Annotated in this window: 21 protein-coding genes and 4 pseudogenes; 12 read left to right on the top strand and 13 right to left on the bottom strand. The window is 46.7% G+C overall.

The window, feature by feature from the left end; translation table 11 throughout:
- Positions 1 to 4: 4 nt before the first annotated feature.
- From ABLU80_RS07185 to ABLU80_RS07175, 3 genes and pseudogenes are all read right to left on the bottom strand, one after another.
- The gene (locus ABLU80_RS07185; RefSeq protein ID WP_116289345.1) at positions 5 to 337 is read right to left on the bottom strand and encodes a zinc-ribbon domain-containing protein; all 333 of its coding nucleotides are present in this window, start codon (positions 335 to 337) and stop codon (positions 5 to 7) included.
- 109 nt (positions 338 to 446) lie between these two features.
- Positions 447 to 695: an ogr/Delta-like zinc finger family protein gene (locus tag ABLU80_RS07180; RefSeq protein ID WP_032705887.1), complete on the bottom strand. Its 249-nt coding sequence runs from the start codon at positions 693 to 695 to the stop codon at positions 447 to 449.
- A gap of 45 nt (positions 696 to 740) precedes the next feature.
- A pseudogene (locus ABLU80_RS07175) lies at positions 741 to 875 on the bottom strand (phage late control D family protein); the annotation flags it as partial.
- Positions 876 to 878: 3 nt separating this feature from the next.
- Between ABLU80_RS07175 and ABLU80_RS07170 the strand changes: the two are divergent.
- From ABLU80_RS07170 to ABLU80_RS07130, 9 genes and pseudogenes are all read left to right on the top strand, one after another.
- A pseudogene (locus tag ABLU80_RS07170) lies at positions 879 to 1,223 on the top strand (phage portal protein); the annotation flags it as partial.
- A gap of 454 nt (positions 1,224 to 1,677) precedes the next feature.
- Complete coding sequence (locus ABLU80_RS07165) at positions 1,678 to 2,880, top strand: AAA family ATPase (protein WP_348849856.1); 1,203 nt, start codon at positions 1,678 to 1,680, stop codon at positions 2,878 to 2,880.
- 3 nt (positions 2,881 to 2,883) lie between these two features.
- Positions 2,884 to 3,408: a hypothetical protein gene (locus ABLU80_RS07160; RefSeq protein WP_348849855.1), complete on the top strand. Its 525-nt coding sequence runs from the start codon at positions 2,884 to 2,886 to the stop codon at positions 3,406 to 3,408.
- A 216-nt stretch (positions 3,409 to 3,624) separates the two neighbouring features.
- Positions 3,625 to 3,810: pseudogene (locus ABLU80_RS07155) on the top strand (transcriptional regulator); the annotation flags it as partial.
- Between the two features lie 115 nt (positions 3,811 to 3,925).
- The gene (locus tag ABLU80_RS07150) at positions 3,926 to 4,939 is read left to right on the top strand and encodes a tyrosine-type recombinase/integrase (RefSeq protein WP_348849854.1); all 1,014 of its coding nucleotides are present in this window, start codon (positions 3,926 to 3,928) and stop codon (positions 4,937 to 4,939) included.
- Between the two features lie 226 nt (positions 4,940 to 5,165).
- The gene (locus tag ABLU80_RS07145; protein WP_049034592.1) at positions 5,166 to 6,188 is read left to right on the top strand and encodes a sensor domain-containing diguanylate cyclase; all 1,023 of its coding nucleotides are present in this window, start codon (positions 5,166 to 5,168) and stop codon (positions 6,186 to 6,188) included.
- A 47-nt stretch (positions 6,189 to 6,235) separates the two neighbouring features.
- On the top strand, positions 6,236 to 6,337 hold the full coding sequence (locus ABLU80_RS07140; RefSeq protein WP_015705794.1) for a YoaK family small membrane protein: 102 nt from the start codon (positions 6,236 to 6,238) through the stop codon (positions 6,335 to 6,337).
- Entirely contained in the window at positions 6,337 to 6,411 is a 75-nt protein-coding gene (gene yoaJ / locus ABLU80_RS07135; RefSeq protein WP_100279139.1) for a protein YoaJ, read from the top strand. The genes ABLU80_RS07140 and yoaJ overlap by 1 nt, the downstream gene beginning before the upstream one ends.
- A 133-nt stretch (positions 6,412 to 6,544) precedes the next feature.
- On the top strand, positions 6,545 to 6,667 hold the full coding sequence (locus ABLU80_RS07130; RefSeq protein WP_015366133.1) for a hypothetical protein: 123 nt from the start codon (positions 6,545 to 6,547) through the stop codon (positions 6,665 to 6,667).
- A 48-nt stretch (positions 6,668 to 6,715) separates the two neighbouring features.
- Here the strand turns inward: ABLU80_RS07130 and ABLU80_RS07125 are convergent, their stop codons facing one another.
- From ABLU80_RS07125 to lpxP, 3 genes are all read right to left on the bottom strand, one after another.
- Complete coding sequence (locus ABLU80_RS07125; protein WP_015366132.1) at positions 6,716 to 6,979, bottom strand: DUF2534 family protein; 264 nt, start codon at positions 6,977 to 6,979, stop codon at positions 6,716 to 6,718.
- A gap of 114 nt (positions 6,980 to 7,093) precedes the next feature.
- Positions 7,094 to 7,732: a leucine efflux protein LeuE gene (gene leuE, locus ABLU80_RS07120; protein WP_045411280.1), complete on the bottom strand. Its 639-nt coding sequence runs from the start codon at positions 7,730 to 7,732 to the stop codon at positions 7,094 to 7,096.
- A gap of 91 nt (positions 7,733 to 7,823) precedes the next feature.
- The gene (gene lpxP / locus ABLU80_RS07115; RefSeq protein ID WP_015366130.1) at positions 7,824 to 8,738 is read right to left on the bottom strand and encodes a kdo(2)-lipid IV(A) palmitoleoyltransferase; all 915 of its coding nucleotides are present in this window, start codon (positions 8,736 to 8,738) and stop codon (positions 7,824 to 7,826) included.
- A 920-nt stretch (positions 8,739 to 9,658) separates the two neighbouring features.
- On the opposite strand from lpxP, the gene ABLU80_RS07110 reads away from it, so the two are divergent.
- Both ABLU80_RS07110 and ABLU80_RS07105 read left to right on the top strand, forming a co-directional pair.
- Positions 9,659 to 10,846 (top strand): HD domain-containing phosphohydrolase, encoded by a 1,188-nt coding sequence (locus ABLU80_RS07110; RefSeq protein WP_020078529.1) that lies wholly within the window; start codon positions 9,659 to 9,661, stop codon positions 10,844 to 10,846.
- 74 nt (positions 10,847 to 10,920) lie between these two features.
- Positions 10,921 to 12,705, top strand: coding sequence for a diguanylate cyclase (locus ABLU80_RS07105; protein ID WP_020078528.1), 1,785 nt, complete (start codon positions 10,921 to 10,923; stop codon positions 12,703 to 12,705).
- A 44-nt stretch (positions 12,706 to 12,749) separates the two neighbouring features.
- Here the strand turns inward: ABLU80_RS07105 and ABLU80_RS07100 are convergent, their stop codons facing one another.
- Both ABLU80_RS07100 and ABLU80_RS07095 read right to left on the bottom strand, forming a co-directional pair.
- Positions 12,750 to 13,178, bottom strand: coding sequence for a glycine zipper 2TM domain-containing protein (locus ABLU80_RS07100; protein ID WP_015705797.1), 429 nt, complete (start codon positions 13,176 to 13,178; stop codon positions 12,750 to 12,752).
- A gap of 75 nt (positions 13,179 to 13,253) precedes the next feature.
- Complete coding sequence (locus ABLU80_RS07095; protein WP_015366126.1) at positions 13,254 to 13,664, bottom strand: hypothetical protein; 411 nt, start codon at positions 13,662 to 13,664, stop codon at positions 13,254 to 13,256.
- A gap of 215 nt (positions 13,665 to 13,879) precedes the next feature.
- On the opposite strand from ABLU80_RS07095, the gene ABLU80_RS07090 reads away from it, so the two are divergent.
- Positions 13,880 to 14,908, top strand: coding sequence for a diguanylate cyclase (locus tag ABLU80_RS07090; RefSeq protein ID WP_045360499.1), 1,029 nt, complete (start codon positions 13,880 to 13,882; stop codon positions 14,906 to 14,908).
- 16 nt (positions 14,909 to 14,924) lie between these two features.
- Here the strand turns inward: ABLU80_RS07090 and ABLU80_RS07085 are convergent.
- The 5 genes and pseudogenes from ABLU80_RS07085 to ABLU80_RS07065 all read right to left on the bottom strand — a co-directional run.
- A pseudogene (locus ABLU80_RS07085) lies at positions 14,925 to 15,643 on the bottom strand (RHS domain-containing protein); the annotation flags it as partial.
- A 203-nt stretch (positions 15,644 to 15,846) separates the two neighbouring features.
- Positions 15,847 to 16,269, bottom strand: a complete 423-nt coding sequence (locus ABLU80_RS07080) for a hypothetical protein (RefSeq protein ID WP_227537731.1) — start codon at positions 16,267 to 16,269, stop codon at positions 15,847 to 15,849.
- Positions 16,270 to 16,608: 339 nt separating this feature from the next.
- Positions 16,609 to 17,178, bottom strand: a complete 570-nt coding sequence (locus ABLU80_RS07075) for a hypothetical protein (RefSeq protein ID WP_110915951.1) — start codon at positions 17,176 to 17,178, stop codon at positions 16,609 to 16,611.
- 7 nt (positions 17,179 to 17,185) lie between these two features.
- Positions 17,186 to 17,641 carry a hypothetical protein gene (locus ABLU80_RS07070; RefSeq protein WP_072033701.1) on the bottom strand — a complete coding sequence of 152 codons (456 nt, stop codon included), beginning with the start codon at positions 17,639 to 17,641 and terminating at the stop codon, positions 17,186 to 17,188.
- Positions 17,642 to 17,837: 196 nt separating this feature from the next.
- The gene (locus ABLU80_RS07065) at positions 17,838 to 18,305 is read right to left on the bottom strand and encodes a hypothetical protein (protein ID WP_020078519.1); all 468 of its coding nucleotides are present in this window, start codon (positions 18,303 to 18,305) and stop codon (positions 17,838 to 17,840) included.
- Positions 18,306 to 18,334: the final 29 nt, after the last annotated feature.

Raw genomic sequence — 18,334 nt, 5'->3', positions numbered from 1 at the left:
GAGATTATCCCTTTGGTCTTGTAAGAAACACCAGTATTCCAATGACAATGTCGCCAATAACCCAAATAGTACCAATGGCCATCATCCCCAGACCTGCACCTAAAGCGGCCCCAGCCCTTTCAGCTTCCGTTGTGGCATGGTTAATAACCTCACCTGTGCCACCTAATCCTTTAAAAAGGGCATAGATCATGAAGATATTAAACAGAATGAAGATCCATTTTATTAGGAACCCAAAAATTGAGCGACGCGGTTTTCTTAGTTGTTTACCGCAAGATGGACACTTCAATGCTGAATCGCTCACTTCCTTCCGGCATTCCGGGCAGCTAACCAAAGCCATAGCAATAATCCCCATAGTTATTTATTGGTTTCATTTGTTACAAAACATTTGGATTTTATCGGATTATTACTGATTGACAAGAAATTAACCCCGCAAATGCGGGGCTTTTTCATATTGCAAAACTGAGCTGATCATTACCGTAATGTGATGCGGGAAACGCATCTGAAGGGATAAAGCCCGGCGGCAACTTCTCACGCGGCGCGCGCTTTGTTACCAGTTTTTCAACGCTGTTTAGCGTGGTGAAAGTGATACTACATTCAAAATTCTGGCACTGGTGATAATGCCGAACGGTGGTATTGCTTAACGAGCGACTGGTACGCGTTTTTGCAACGGCACCACAAACAGGACACTTAAACATGATGGCCTCCCGGGGCGGGAGTTGAACTCGCTCATATTATGGCCGCTAACTCTCACTTTCTGCAATCCATTCAGGTATTTTCGCTTCAAGCTCCAGCCGGGTTTTGAATCCGCTATCGTCAACCGTATGCCCTGCTTTCGCGATTATCCAGTACTGATTATCGATCGCATCCTTAAAGCCCGCACCCGATGCGGCGGGGCATTCAAGAACATTCTTCTTCATGCCCCTAACGGCGGCAAAGACTCCGTGCAGATCCTGCCGTTCAGCCAGATATCGGCAAAGGATGAATTCGTAGGGGTGAAGTCCTCCACCCGCGATGACATGTTAGCCGCGCATCGGGTGCCCCCTCAATTAATGGGCGCCATTCCTGAAGGCAACGGATCATTTGGCGATATCGAGAAGGCGGCCCGCGTCTTCGCCGTCAACGAGCTGACGCCCTACATGGAAGCCATGAAACATGTTAACGACTGGCTGGGCGAAGAGGTGATCCGCTTCAATCCTTACGCACTGCTCGAAAGCACGAAGTAACACCAGGCCGCATCGTCATTTCTAGCGGTGCGGTACCCGCCACCCCGTATCAGTATCCGGCCACACTGGCCGCTCAATCACTTTCGAATCCCTACATCTCACCAGAAGCCGCCAGCGCCATTGTGGCGTGTTCACTCGCTCGCGCTCTCCGGATCTGTACCAGAAGTCAGCGCGCGGCAGGACGCGACTGGCGAACGATACGCCCCCCTCCCTTACCCCCTCTACGCGCGCTTGCTCCCCCGCCTCGCCTGCGCGCTAAACCGACCTTTTTTGTGCACTTTGTGCAGACCGCCCAAGCCCCGCCAGTGCTGGCGCTGCGTAGCAAAAACATCGTTTCAAAAATTGTTCACTTTTGTGCATTTCCATGCAAGAAATTTCAAGGAGCGCTTGCTTAACTTTAAATTTAATGCAAGGATCATTTCAATAATGATTTACTTCCAAAAGGTGGAACTAAATGGCATTCACACGAATCAAGATTGATAACCTGTTTTGCTTCAAGGATACAGAATTGAACCTGAGTTTTTCTCGCCCACCTGTCAATAGTTCACTAGAGGGTGAATATATTGATGGTTATGAAAAATTTTATTTCAAAAAAGTTTGTATTCTTTCTGGTGCAAATGCTTCAGGAAAAACATCCCTTGGTAGAGTACTGTTTTCAATACAACAATTCTTAGATAATAAGAATTTAAACACATCACATTTGAGCATTACTGATAAATCCCAACCAGCTTATATTGAGGCTGATTTTTTTCAATCTCATAAAGGTTTTTTATATAGAGTTGGTTTTTTCATTTCAGAAGCAGAGAAAAAACCGATCGTTGTGAAGAATACAACGGTTGCTGGTATCGCGCTAAGAAAAAACGACTCTTGTGCAACTGCCACAAAAAGATTAGATAAGGTATGGAATGAAAAAAAACCATCATTATCAGGAAGCTCAATATTTTTTAGCAATCAAATTCTTTCCCCTGATGCCTTTACAGATGCTTGTGCAAATCAAGATTTTTTCTTCGGCTATCATTATGCTCTTTCCGAAAATGAAGAAATTGGAAATAATATCTCTAGATTAAACACTGCGGCTCTTTCGGCAGTATTAAAAACATTTGACCACACTATTAAATCGGTAGCTGAACTCACCTCAAAAGATGATGATGGTGAATCAGAGATTCAAGGTTATTCTATAACTTTTCATAACAATGATAAAGTAATCTTAGATCTTGAGGGAGAGATTACAAATAAGGAACGCCTGTCTAGAGGAACTTATGAGGCGGTAAAAATTTCCCATTTACTTGGAAGCATTATTGCCGATCAAAAATCAGATATTGGGTATGAGGAAAAAGGTTCTGGTATATATTACTTAGACGAAAAAATGGCATTTACGCACACAGAATTAGAAAAAATGATCATCACTTTAATTATTTCTAAGCTTTGCCGATATGGGCAATTTTTCTACACAACTCATAACTATGATGTGCTTAGTTTAGATCTTCCGGCTCATTCATTCACGTTCACAAAAAAACAAAATGGCATCACTACATTTGTAGATGCAACCGAAATATATAAAAAAAATGATAGAAATTTATTGGCATATGTGAAAAATGACTGTTTTGGCACAGTTCCAGATGTATCTTTAATTGAAGAAATTCTTTTTGAGGATTGATGGATGCGCCTGAATAAATATGCCATTGTACTTGTTGAAGGTGAGACTGAGAAGTTTTTAATAAATGATTTAAAGTCTCAACTAAAATACCCTATAAAGAGAGTGATAAAAGCTAACCTTTGGAACAATAACATTAAAAAAATTGCTCCATCACTTACTGAACAAAGTGATATATTAATCATTTTTGACACGGACAAAATAGATAACATTCAGCGATTCAAGGATAATTTGAACTTTCTAAAATCAAAGAAGCACTCCATCTTTTTGTTCCAACAAATATCTAATTTCGAAGAAGAGATTGCCTATGCGTCCTCTACAACAACCAGAAAACTATTAACGCATTTTTGCTCAAAAATAGTCTCCCTAGATAATTTCAAGGCTATATTCAACTCACAAACAAATAGATTACATAAACTTGATGAGTTTGGCCTAAAAAAAGAAAAACTATGGGAGAGAAAACTTATTAATCAATTAAATACGTTTAACGAACATCATTCCTCTCATGAGAAATACTTCATAAAAAAATAGCATATGTTTATTTTACTTATTTATTAACATTCCAAAAGAGGCCTTTCGGGCCTCTTGTACTCCAAAGTTAGTATAAGAAATTATCATTAACGATTCCTTTTCTCTAAGATGAATTCTTAGTCAAGTTCCTCCAGCGAGCAACCAGATTATACACTGACACAAATTCAGAAGTTGGTTTATCTTTCTCACCTGCACGCCATGCCTTCACTTTACGTAAGCGGAAGAACCATCCCACCGACTGACATAGCGATGAAAATTCTCCAGCATCCGCGATTTAGCAAGTACGCCCTTTGGTTTATGACCGACCAAATTTCTCCAGAATCCGGGCAAGTCGCACCGGCGCTCGCACACTTTGGGCAAGATGCAACAACCTCACAGCACTCAGACCAAAAGACTGGTTAACTATTCACCGCGATCACATGCATTACAAATGCGTGTTACTGGTTGAAAAATATTCTTCACACAGCATCAAAGAGTTAAGAGCAAAAAGTAAACGCACCACTCGGAGGGTTTTCTTATGAGTATTAAGAAACTCGATGATGGTCGATACGAAGTGGACATCAGACCTGCTGGGCGTAATGGAAAACGTATCCGCAGGAAGTTTGAGAAAAAGAGCGAGGCGTTAGCCTTCGAGAAACACACATTATACAACCACCACAACAAAGACTGGTTATCAAAACCGACAGATAAGCGGCATCTGTCAGAGCTGATCGCACTTTGGTGGAATCTGAAGGGTAAGCATGAAGAACACGGGCGAATTGATTTGAGCAAAATCCAGTTGTTTTCACGAATCACCGGCGATCCCTGTGCATTCCAGATTACGAAAACAGTTATCAGCCAATACTGTGCCACCCGGCGTAGCCAAGGGATCAAGACGTCTACCATTAACCGCGACTTGAACAGCATCAGCGGGATGTTTACCGCCCTCATTGAAGCTGAGGTTTATTTCGGTGAGCACCCTATTCGTGGAAGGAAGAAGCTTAAGGAAGAGATACCAGAAACCGGCTATCTCACGAACGACGAGATCGAGCTACTGCTCTCAAGGCTGGAAGGTGACAACAAAAAGATTGCCATTCTTTACCTCAGCACAGGTGCGCGATGGGGGGAGGCAGCCCGGCTAAAGGCTGAAAACATCATACAGAATCGAATAACGTTCGTTAAAACAAAAGGCAACAAACAGCGTACCGTTCCAGTTTCCCCTGAAGTCGCCCGATACATTGCCGAAGGCAAGTGCGGGATTTTATTCCCCGGTGCTTCTTACGATGGATTCAGGCAGGTGCTGAAAGAAGTAAAACCAGATCTCCCGGCAGGTCAGTCAACGCATGCGTTACGGCATAGTTTCGCAACGCATTTTATGATTAACGGCGGGAGTATTATTACGTTGCAGCGGATTCTCGGACATGCGCGAATAGAGCAAACAATGGCATACGCTCATTTCGCCCCTGAGTATCTGCAAGACGCGATATCGCTTAACCCGCTCAGGGGTGGCGTGAATGTGGGAAATGTCCACATTGCGTCCACGCACGGGTAATTTAATATGGCTTTCAATGGTCTTGCGTGCCGCTCAAACCGCATTGCACTGTTGAAAGCCAACTGTACCGGGCATCACAAATGCCCCCGATGGGGCTTTTTTTTACCGTCGCGATAGCAGATATCCCCCTGCTGAATGTGATACATTCGTTATAAATATGTTTGTTATTAGCTGTTCGCTGCGCCAGCTCGCAGTACTGCGCTAACCTCCGGGGGCCGTTTCATTCATGTCAGACTTCATTCTTGCCCGCGTCTCACAGACGCTTGCTACCGAACGAACGCTCGAAACGTTGGTGCGACAACTGCTGGAAATGCTGGAACTGGTGACTCGTATGGAGTCCACATACCTGACGCGGATTGATTTAGAAGCGCAGCGCCAGTTAGTCATGTATGCCCACAACAGCAGCGAAATGCAGATCCCGGAAGGTTTTTCCGTTCCCTGGGACGAGTCGCTTTGCAAACGCGCAATCGATGATAACTGTATATTTTGCAACGAGGTTGGCCAACGCTGGCGGTCCTGCACCGCCGCGCAGGAACTCGGGATCGCCACGTTCTTTAGTATTCCCGTCCATCTTGCCGATGGTTCGTTATATGGTACGTTGTGCGCCACAAGCCGCGTCAAACAGCCCTATAATCTGGAAGGCGAGCAGGTAATGACATTGTTCGCCGGCCTGATCTCCCATTACGTGGAGAAAGAGACGCTGGTTCAGCAACTGCGTAGCGCAAATGCGGCGCTGGAGATGCACTCCAATACCGATGAACTGACCGGTCTGGCCAACCGCCGCGCGTTGTTTAAACATCTTAAAACGCTGTTTACCCAAGCTCGCGCCCAGCAGCGCAGGCTCCTGCTTATTTTTATCGACCTCGACGATTTTAAAGCGATTAACGATAAACTGGGCCACCCCTGCGGCGACAGTTTTCTCATCCAGATAGGTGAACGATTAAGTGCCAACGTACGTAACGAAGATACCGTTGGCCGCCTCGGCGGCGATGAGTTTTTAATCATTGGCCCGGCACTTGAATCCCCTGAGCAGGAAGCGTTTATTGTCCACCTGCGCCAGCAGCTTACCGGGCGTTACCGCCTGGCCGGACACGGTATAGAATACCCTGGCGCCAGCTTTGGGGTCATCGATGTCGATCCGCAGAATATGGACGTTGAACAGGCGCTACGCGCAGCGGATGAGGCTATGTACCACGACAAAAACGCACGCCGCATGCTGACCATTTTCGATATCGACCAGAAAGCATAACTTTCCAGTATGATAGATAACATTACGTTAAGAGACAGGAACTAAGCATGAAATTGGGTATTCTTTTTCCGGTGGTGATTTTCATTGTCGCCGTGGTCTTTCTGGGCTGGTTTTTTGTTGGCGGCTATGCGGCGCCAGGGGGGGCATGATGAAAAAGACAACCATCATTATGATTATTGTCGCCATCGTGGTGGTCGCCGGCACCGAATTGGGCTGGTGGTAATCTCAAATTTTCCCGCCGCCCCGGTATTGCGGAGTTGTCTTATCTACTCAATAAGTTAAGACGATACACTCATTTCATCAGCCGCTTCGCTGTGTTTATGCAGCAAAGCGGGCATTAACTGGAGAAGTGAGTAATGAAAAAACCGATGGTGTTACCGTTGATTATTGCGCTGTGCACGCTGTTATCGGGATGTATCGTGGATGATGGTTATCATCATCGACACCACCACCACCATCATCATGATCGTGGCTGGTAACAGATAGGATCATTCAAAAAGGCGAACAAGAGTTCGCCTTTTTTGCATTTAGTCCTGACGGTCAGAACCTAAAAACAGAAAGCCCAGCGGGATAGCAAATAACACGGTGAACACGGTACTGTAAACCATCACCATCGCCCCCTGCAGGAAGAACATCGAGGTTGTCCACTCCGAGTACGGCATGTTGTACTCGCTCACCACGCCACCGAACGTTGCGCGGCCCACGACGGCAAGCGCAATGGCAAAAACTGTCGCCATCGACAACAGAAACTTCTTGCCGTTTTTATTACTGAGGATTTTTTGCAGAATCATCCGGGTTCCCTTCTCTGTGAGCGATAATCGGCTGTATATGTAACACCAATGCAATAAAAATTGAAGGGTTTTTGTTACAACACAGCGATTATCGCTGGCAGATCGTTTCCGGGATCAGGACTGCAGCGTCGCCAGGCGGGCGGCAAAACCCACAAAGACCAGACCGATAAGGCTGTTGCCCAATTTCGCCAGTTTCTTTTTGGTTTTCACATAGCGCGTCACAAACGAGCCAGAAAGGATAAGGAAGCTCATGTAGACAAAGCTAATGATCTCCAGCGTCAGCGCCAGGATAAAGAACGCGATGCCCGGCGATGTCGCATTAACGTCAATGAACTGGACGAAAAAAGAGACATAGAAAAGAATCGCTTTCGGGTTAGTCAGGCTCAGGGTTAACGAGCGTTTGAGGATGGCGCTCCCCGGCTCAGCATCGGCGGCATCTTGCCCCTCGCGCTGTTTAAATACCGAGTAGAGCATTTTGGCGCCCAGCCAAAGCAGATAAATCGCGCCAAGATAGCGCACAATATTAAACAGCACCGGGGTCGTTTTGATAAGCGTCGCAACGCCAGCAAAAGCCAGGAACATCAGAACCGCATCGCCGATAAACACGCCAGCGGCGGCAAGGTATCCTTTCTTAACGCCGTGCGCGATACCGGTTTTCAGTACAAAAAAAGTATTGGGACCTGGTACGAGTATGATAAAAATAGCCCCGACCAGGTAGGTCAGATAATTCAAAACACCAAACTCAGCGAACACGCTGCACTCCTTCGCTTTCAACAAAAAGTATGATCCGGCTCACGTTAACGCAACTGCGGTCATTTTGAAAGCGTGGAGCGCAAGTGTTGTACTAATATACCGAGGTTTCGCCAAGCGGGCGGGTTTTGAACCGGCGATGCACCCACAGGTATTGCTCTGGTGCACGCAGGATTTCTCGTTCGATGACCTTGTTGATATAACTGGCGGCAATCTGTTTATCTTCGCCGGGGTAATCATTCATCACTTCACTGATGTGCAGGCTGTAGCCTTTTCGATCCAGCTTGCGCACCATACTGATACTCAGCATTTTTGAACCGGAGAGGCGCGACAGCACCCAGGTACCATTAGTCGTCGCCGCCTGTGGAACCGAGAAAAACGGCGCAAATACGCTGCCCTTCGGGCCGTAATCCTGATCCGGCGCAAACCACACCGCCTCACCGGATTTCAGCGCATGCACCAGCCCGGAGAGATTACGGCGGTCGATCATCGCTTTATTCGAGCGCAGACGAGCGCGAGTCTGCACCCACTCCATAAGCGGGCTGTTGTGCGGGCGATACGTCGCCATCATCGGACGACACAAGCCCATTGCTCGGCCGCCCAACTCCAGTGACATAAAGTGGATGCCAACAACCATCACGCCTTTATCGGCGCTGAGCGCATTATTCAGATTGGCGATGCCTTCGACGTCAAACCACTTCTTAACGCGTTCATCGCTCCAGAACCACGCCATACCCGTTTCGATAAGCCCCATGCCGAGAGACATAAAGTTCTCTTCCAGTAGCTTTTCACGAGCCGCGCTGGACATCTCCGGGAAGCACAGCTCAATGTTACGCCGGGCGATATGTTCCCGACGCTTCAGGAAGCGACGCGATAGCCGCCCTGCGCTGGTGCCGAGCGTATGTAAAACGGGATAAGGTAGTTGGACGATTAACCAAAGAATGGCCAGGCCAAACCAGGTCACCCAATAGCGGGGAAGCAGTAGATTCTTTTTAAAGGCGCAAGACATGGTTTTTCCTGTAAACATTAAAATATAGGGTAACGCTTAAGGAAAAAACGAGTCCCTTCATCTGTCATTAGGCGATACAACGAGTAAGACAATAGTAATCCTGGTAAATTCACGGCAGCAAGAAAAAATTACACTTAACGCTAAAATACATAATAGATACACAGATGTTACAAAATGTAAAGTAAAAATGGAGTCCGTTCATTCATATTTACGCTGATAATCATTTTCGCGCTAATGATTTTTTTCGATATAGGAATGAACTTAAACTGCTATCTGGCGATTTTACAAACACAACTTCACGCAGGCCACTGTTTACGCCCCCTCCCGGCACATCACAGCCCGAACTCAAACGGTCAACAAACATTCAAGCATCGAATTCATTCACTAAAAATCATCACTGTAGATAATAATATTTACAGGATGCACTGACTCATTAAAATTTTAGTTATTGTGAAATATAAATAAGAACAGGATTATTTATGCTTACTGATGAATACTGACAAAAGTATATAATTGAGACTAATAGTCACGTTTGCAACAATATAAAATTGTCCCATAAGTGTTATTTTTCGCCCTTTTCAGGCAATAAAACTCCATGACCAATGCCACCTCGCCAAATAGAGGCGAACAAAACAGGAGAGCCGATTTGCACATGCTCCAACCCGCCCTTACAGCGCCGCGAAAGGTGATGTAAAAGCAATCAGTTCTTATCACAGGTAGATATGAATCAAACTGTGAAGAGATTCATCACGCTATTACCACAATGAAAGCGACTATGTGAGCTAAAATGAGTTGTTCACATAAGTGGGTGGCGTTTGAGTCTGGCGTCGATTCACTTGTCAGGCGCCTGGGGGATTTGATCGTGCTTGCCGGCGCCACAGGATTAACGGCAACAGCGGATTGCATGGACGGAGAGAAAAATGCGTATTGCCTTAAAGTCGGCTTTAATGCTGGTCACGCGCGTCATTAACGCTATCAACCCAAGGCTGGATCTGCATCTACAGCGCACGGCGCTGATAAGCTACAAATTATCGCTGGCGTTGGATCTTCCTGCGCCGCAACAAAAAACCATCTTTCTGGCTGCGCTGCTACATGATATCGGCGTGCTTGGCGATAAGCGGCGCATTGATTCGCTAAACGCAATAGACAACCTTTATGACCCGCATCAAATCCGTGGCGTACAGATGCTTGCCGGGCTGGATACTTTTACCCCTATCAGCCCTATTATTGGCGATCACCACTTCAGCCCAAGCCGCAAAGGCAATCTGGAGCAGCATATCGTCTATTTCGCGGACTGTTTTGAGCGTCTACTCCCTTCGCAAGGCGTCGTTGCCCCGGACCAACAAAGTGCTCTCATCGCCCGCTTTGTCGCTGACTATCGCGACATCGATCCTCCACTTTGCGATAGACTATGCGAACTGGCGCAACATCCTACCTTCTGGCGCCATATGCAAGCAGAGCATATTCAGCGGTTGCTGGAGATCGTCGGGCCGATTAATGACGTATATATTGACATCGATGGTCTAAAAGATATTTGTTTGTTGATCGCCAAAATTGTCGATACCTACAGTAGTTTCACCGCCAGCCACAGCATCATGGTTGGCGAAATTTCTTATGCCCTCGCCGTCTATATGCATCTGCCGCCGCCGGTGTGCCGCAAAATTGAAATTGCCGGCTATTTGCATGATATCGGCAAAATATATATTCCACTGGCGATCCTCGAAAAACAGGCTGAACTTAGCGATGACGAAGCACAATTGATCCGCGAGCATAGCTATATGACCGGTGAAATATTACGAGATTTCACCGATCTGGCGGAAATCATCGATTGGGCCGCTAACCATCATGAGAAACTCGATGGCAGCGGCTACCCGCTGAATTTAAATCATCGTTATTTACAACTTCCGGACAGAATTATCGCCGTTGCGGATATCTTTACCGCGCTCGTTGAGGATCGCCCGTATCGGCTCGGCATGCCGTATCAGGAGGCGTTACATCTTATAGAAGCTGATGTTATAAATGGCGCTCTGGATAACGATGTGTATCTTGTATTGCGCCAGCATGCCCAGGCGCTACATCACCTCGTCACCCGCATACCGCGCGTCTGATCCTTCCGGTTGGCTACAGGGCTCTATAATAAAAATACCCATTTCTCATTCATCTGCCTGCAAGGAAATACCCGGTGAGAATCGCCACCATGACTAACTGGGCCTACGGGATCACCGTAGGGCTGACCATTGCATCCGGTATGGCGATGCTAATGGCTTCCGGCGCCGATCGCGCTGAACGCCAGGCTGTACAACAACGGGATACGTTCGTTCGTCTCGCCGATGAGGTAGAACGCGATGCGTGGGAGCTTTCGGACCTCACGCGACTGTATGTCATCGAAAAACAACCGGAGACGCTGCAACAGTATCGTCAGCAGATCCAAACGCTCGAATCAATTGAAAATCGGTTGCTTAAACTAAAAGACATTGGCGCCAGCCAGCAGGAACTGGCGCTGTTGCACGATGGTCTGCGTATTGCCGATGAATTACAAGATGAACAGCAGACCGCGATCGATCGCGTCGCTCGTGGCGAAGAGAAAGAGGCGATTTTGCAGGTTTACGGTAAGCCTTATGAGCAGGAGTTGGAGCGGGTGCAAACGCAAATCGATCATTTCCGCCTGCTGCTGGAAGGACGAACAAACAACGCCATGCAGCAAGCGACTGAAAAATCACGCCTCTGGCGGACGCTTTCGGAAGCGATGGTTGGCCTGACCGCCTTGATGTTTTTATTTGTTCTCGGCTTTATTCTCAAACGCCGGGTGCTCACCCCTGTGGTACGACTCAGCGATGTGGTACAGCGTCTGGCATCGCAGGATTATGCCGTCGAACCACCACACTTCAAACAGATTGATGAAATCGGCGATATGGCGCAGGCGATCCGTATCTTTCGCGAAAATGGCCTTGCCCGCCAGCGTCTTGAACAACAACGCGATGCCGACTGGGCCGTTCGTGAACTGCTGGCGCGAATGACTCAACGCTTGCAGGGATGTGAATCATTTGAGGATGTGGTGAAGGTCGCTGAACTTTTCGCCCCCAATATCGCGCCGGACGTTCCTGGCCGACTGTATATTCTTGATACCGATCCCTGGCAAATGCGCTGCGTCGCACAGTGGCTTTCGCCGCCGGACGAGGCGGCCGTGTTTTATCCCGATAAGTGCTGGGCAGTACGTCGAGGCCTGAGCCATCCGCCGGTTAACGGCGAACCGGACATCGCCTGCTATCATCTGCCGCAAGAATGCAACGAGCAATCATTGTGCGTTCCACTGATCGCGCAGGGTGAAGCCATTGGCCTGCTCTCTTTTCGTAATGTCACTAGTGAGACAGCCCCCTCTCGCGCTTATCTTGAACTCATGGCGGAAGCATTGGGCCTGGCGCTATCCAACCAGCGTCTGCGCAATGCTCTGCTGGAAAAAGCGTTGTTTGATTCTCTGACCGGGTTGCGAAACCGCCATCATCTTGAGGAAGCGCTGCATACGCAGATGAATCTGGCGGTGCGCAACAACAGCCCGCTGAGCTGCCTGATGATCGATATCGATCACTTTAAGGCGGTTAACGATAATTACGGCCATGAGGCGGGCGATCTGGTGATTAAAAACGTCGCAGCGATCATCCAGCGCGCGGTACGCGATCTTGGCATGGCATTCCGCTATGGCGGCGAAGAGTTTTTGGTACTGCTTTCCGGCAGCGATGAGGCCAGCGCAGAAGCCTGCGCGACTGAAATCTACAACAACGTGAGAAATATGACTTTACGCTCTGGGCTGACGGATATAGGCCAGGTGAATGTTTCTATCGGTATTGCCAGCTATCCGCAACACGCGCAAAGCGACAGCCTGCTACGTGCCGCAGATGCCGCGTTGTATCGGGCGAAAGAGCTGGGACGTTCGCGGATAATCCGCTTTGATATGCTGAAATCGGCATAACATGTCACGCCAAACGGGAGTGCATTGGCTCCCATTTACCTGCGTTACACCGACTTATCCACCCGGGTATCATTTCCCGACGTCAGGATGCGCACCTTATCTCCCTTGTTGAAGATAAGCCGACCGTCGTATCCCTGTAGCACCTGTATCACTTGACCGCTACTGGTTTTGATTAACAGTTCAACCTGCTGAGCGCCCTGCTGCCGATCCTGGTGATAGCGAGAGGCGCCAGCTCCGGCCAGAGCGCCTGCGGCGGTCATCGCCGTCTGGCCTTTTCCGTTGCCGAACTGATGGCCGACCACGCCGCCCAGCGTTCCTGCCGCGAGCGTACGAAGCGGCTGGCGCTGATGCGGAGTGCTAATAATATGGCTTTCCTGTACGACGCCATAATCAACCAACGTTTTAGTCCCGGCGACGCCAGCCTGGCTAAACAACGCGGCCATTCCCAGCGCAATAAAGAGAAACTTCTTCATGATGACACCCTTGTCTTTTCATTGAGGAAAGTCACTATCAATGCTCCGCCGGACAGCGGAGCATTAGGACATTGCTTAGTTGAGAGCCTGCTGCAGATCTTTTTTTACCTGCTCACGTTGTTCAGCCGTCAGCACCTGATTAATGCCGAAGTAATACTTCACGCGGTAATAACGCGTCTGCTGATCCAATTGCGCAAAAGCGGCTAGCTGCTGTTTTACTTTCGCATCGTCCCATTTACCGGACTGAATCACATCCACCAGAGCACCATCCTGGTAACCACCAATTTTGATATTTTTGAGGTTTGTTTCCAGCTCCTGACGCAGGGCCTGAATTTTGCTGACCTGATCGTTGCTCAGCTTGAGATGTTGCACCACTGGGTCCTGGGATAACGGCGGCACTTCGGCTGTCGTCGCGGCCTGAGCGGCAACGGAAAGACCCGCAGTCATCACTACGGCGGCCAGGGTGTTACGCAAGAAAGTATTCACGATAAATTGTCCTTAATACGCTTTATAAAGAGTGCGGATTATTACCGCCGGAATATGATCCATCTGTAACTAAGCGTTAAATTTAAATCTGAACAAATTTACAATAGATTTTATTTAATAGATAAAATAGCCGAGATGTCAGCAGCGGATCTTTTTTTAACTACACTTATTGCTAAATTGGTTGAATATTCTCTTCGATTCATCAGGAACGCCTTATGTCTCCACGTAGCGCCAGCGATCTGTACGCCGAAATGAAAAATATGTCAGTAGAAGAGCGTATTCGCTTTTTCTCGCTTTCGCTTGCGGAAATGCATCGTGAGCTACAGGAGAGCATCAGCGAGATTGAGTCGATGCAGCGAGCGCTGGCCGAAAGCGAGGAGAACCATCGACAGCTGGTTGAGACTGCACAGGATGCGGTGATTACCATCAATCATGCTGGGGTGGTGATTAACTGGAACCAGGCAGCGGAAAGAATGTTCGGCTGGTCCGCAGGGGAGGCTATCGGCAACAACCTGGGCGAGATGATCGTGCCGGAAGAGTTTCGCGAGCAGCACGCGCGTGGTTTAATGCGCTTTCAGGCGGCTCAGCCGTCGAATATCCTTAATCGCACCATCGAAATTACCGCCCTGCATCGCACTAAAGGCAAGTTCCCTATCGAGCTGTCGATCTGGCCGCATCAACAATCAGGCAAGCAGATTTTCTCCGCGTTTATTCGCGATATCACCGACCGTAAACAGCGGGAGCAGGTGGTCTGGCTGCATGCCAATTTCGACGCGCTGACCGGATTGCCAAACCGCAGACTGTTGGTAAATCGCCTGGAGCTGGCGATTACTCAGGCCATTGCCAATGAGACAGAAGTGGCGCTGCTTTTTATCGATCTCGACCGCTTTAAGCCAGTGAATGACGTTTACGGCCACGCCGTGGGTGACGAACTGCTGCGGCTGGTGGCGTTCCGTCTACAAAGCGTTTTACGAGAAGGTGATACGGTGGCCCGCCTCGGCGGCGATGAGTTTATCGCTCTGCTCCCCGGTTTAAAGGCAAACGATCCGCTCCCCCGACAAACGGCGGAAAAGATCAGCAATGCGCTAACCCAGTCATTTTTGATCCACGAGCATGTTATTACGATTTCCGGCAGCATCGGCATTGCGCTTTTCCCTCACGATGCCGCGGATGCCGATACATTGCTGAACAGTGCAGATAAAGCGATGTACAGTAGTAAGAAGGCGACGCCGCGTGAGAGGTAAGTAAGGTATTCAGCCGTTCAGCGTCAAAATACTGGCCCCGGAAACGCAGCGGGTTGTTGATACGATCGGCGTAGACCTCCTCTTTTTCTCCCCATACGCCCGTCTTCTCTGACCACACTATCTCGCCCTGTAATGACGTCAGGCGACCGGCGCGCCGTTCGGGTCACAATGATAGTGCCAGCTCTCCTTCCTGCCCGCTTCCTGCGTCAGCAGAGCCAGCGGCTGAAAACTTCCCGGATAGTACACGTACTCGCGCATACTGCTGAACAGCGTTTCCTGCGCTTTCTGCCGCTGCAGCCGGCTGCCGGTATCAAAAATGCTCTGTGCCGCCAGCGGTTCGCGGGTGATAGTGACCGTTTCCCCCGCCAGCGCGTCGCCCTGCCAGTAGAACCAGCGCGTCTCTTCCGCCGTCTGCTTGAACACCAGGCGCTCGCCCTTGCGCACCGCCACCAGCTGGCGGTTATCGCCCCAGCTAAAATCCTCTTTCTCTCCGTTATGCCGGACATCGCGCCGCTGTCGCAGCTCGCCCGCGCGATCGAATACATAACGCACCCCGCGCTGCAGCCCCTCGCGGAACCAGCCCCCGACGCTCTCATTCACCGCCCGGGTCTGCGTCTGCAGGTGGCTGCCCGCCGCATCCTACACAAACTGCCGCAGCGTACCGTCCGGCGCGGTATGGGCCGTCAAACGCCCCACCGGATCGTAAGCGTAACGATTGCTGCCCCACAGGCTGTTATTTAATTAGCTAATTCAGCGTGCAGGATAACGTTGTTCTTCATAACCATTAGGAAATACATTTTTAATGGTATCGATGATCGCATTTTTATACGAAAATACAACTTCAAATTCTGTAAAAGATGATTCTGCATGTTCTTTTTGCTGAACATATATTTTCTTAAGAATTGAGTCTTCATAAACATAATCAGATACACTGCACCCTACATCCCCCAATTGAAATCTTTTTCAATCAATCCATCATTGTATACTGACAAAGAGATGTTTCGCAGCATACCGGCACTGGTAAAATAAATCCTTTCTAAGTTATCACCTTCATAGATACAAAACTCTTTGTTAATTATATTTGATGCCTGTCCAAATATTTCTATTAACGATATACGTTCCAGACTATCAAAGTGATAGATGTGTGTATTTTTTACATTTGCAGGTAATTTATTAAGTTTCTTACCTATCTTAAATCCAGCTCGTTCGATTTCGTAGGGTCGAATATTATATAATGCACCTTTACTAACTACTACTTTAGTTTCGTTGAGTCTAACACTATCACTATATGACATAATATAGTTTTCACTATCGGAACTAATCTTATTAAACTTATCTTCTAAATTTTTCAATATAATCATTTATCATCACGTGATTTTATTTTTTAATTTATAACCATAGCTAACCCCTTCAACTTTTCGGTTGAACCATTATTAGTTAATGAGTCAAAATCATTCATGACACTATCATAAAAATAATTAATTCTCTCGTGACTTGTTGTTAGGATATACACTACTTATATTTTATTCTTCATATTCATCTGTATCTCGACATCTTTAAAATACATTAACAATGATGAGCGATACAACATTTTTCTTCAGGCCAGTTGCTCCTATCATACAGCTACATTAACCTAAGATTAAAATAAAGCCGGAGAATTTAGATTACCGGCTGATATAAAGTATGGCAAAAAAATGCACCTAGCCAAAGAAAAAACACATATAATTATCTACCAATTCAGTTGGAAGATTATTACTTAGAACTTCCTTCACCCTAAGCAAATATTCATTTTTATAATTAAAATCATCATCCGTGGTATCACATTCAAATTCGCTCTCTTCTAATTCAATCAGAGCGGAATATGTACCCAAAAAGTCCCCTAGTGTGTTAGTTAATTTATATACTTTTTTTTGCACACTTCCATATACGGCTGAATTATCGTCTAATACATCACAAAACAGAACGTCGCCATTACGTTCTGCAAAGATTACATAGTTCTTATCCCAATCATTTGTTCCATTTGGTATAAGCCAGCCTGACTGTATATTGCCTAAGTCATACATTTCAATTATCTGAATGAAAAAATCGCCACCAAAGGTGGGTTTATCTTCAAGGATAGTATGTTCATAAAAATACAACATATCCCCATGTAAAGGAATATCATGGTTCGAGCAGCCTAAATTTTCTTCAGAGTAGGACATTACACCCATACTTCTTTTGCTCTTCTGAAATGTCTCAATGAAATTTTGTAATGAGCTATCAATAGTCATATTTACTCTACCCCTCACATTTACTTCGCATTCTTGATGTGGATTCTCTATCTATCAAACGTCCATTTGTAACGTTTTGAGTATTACCTCTATGCCCCCTCAGTCCATGAACATGTTCATTAAATCCACTGGGATGGTTATGATTTTGTAAGAATATAATATTTCTTGGATCTCCTTGCCATTTTGCACCTAATGAACCGTTTCCTTCAACTGAATTTATATGATGTCCTGTATAGCCAGCCCTTGACATTACTGAAGTAAGATCTTTATTGGATGTTTTCAAAATTAAATCTCTTTCTTCACTACTCCAATTGCGTGTTCCAACCCCACCGTTTTGTAATAACGCTTTCTCATGGACCCATGCTCTAGATATTGCAGTACTTCTAGCCCCTGGCTGAGCATTTAAAGAATCATATGGCTTGTATCTGATTAAATCATCAGCGCTCAGCCCCCACGGATCCACCCATCCCAGCGGATTCGGGGCATACTGATAAACATTCAGCCCACCGGCTAATCCAATCGGATCAGACGAACAATCCTATCCCCTGGGCCAATCGTACCGTCAACCCGCACCAATCTAAGCTCTAAGATAGAGTTCCCAAAGCGCAGCGTTGCTATAAAGGCCGGGAAGAGTTAATTTATTACCCGGCTTTGCTTTGTTATTTACATGGATTCCAAAATGAAAAATCCCCTATATATATTTCATTCAATTTCAAGTCGGACGGAATGTTATCTATACTGTCAGCTATCTCATCAAATGGTGAGGGTAATATAAATTGAATGCCAAAATCCTCGTCTATAATAATGGAACCATTAAATATTCTTTGCCGATAAGTGAGTTTTTTTATCTCACCAAATTCTTGACCGGCATATAATAAGTTTTTGTATAACCCTTTGTAATTTTGATTGCATCCAATAGAAAATATATTTCCATCAGGTTCGGTTGATATAGTTAAAGTATCATCCAATACATAGGAAAATCTCTTACTCGCATCAGGTAGAAGATACTCTTTGTACTCAACACAATGGTCAGCATACATTTCAGCAAGATAGACAGATATATTTGTATTTAACAGCACATCGCCTAACGAATGAAATGGTTTTATTTCTGCAGAAAAATCAAACATTTTACATCCCACCATTTACTAATACACCG

The sequence above is a fragment of the Klebsiella sp. CN_Kp104 genome, assembly GCF_040064515.1.
Lineage (GTDB): Bacteria > Pseudomonadota > Gammaproteobacteria > Enterobacterales > Enterobacteriaceae > Klebsiella > Klebsiella aerogenes.
Note: the sequence above shows the minus strand (reverse complement) of the source record. Positions and strands in the feature narration are given on the sequence as shown.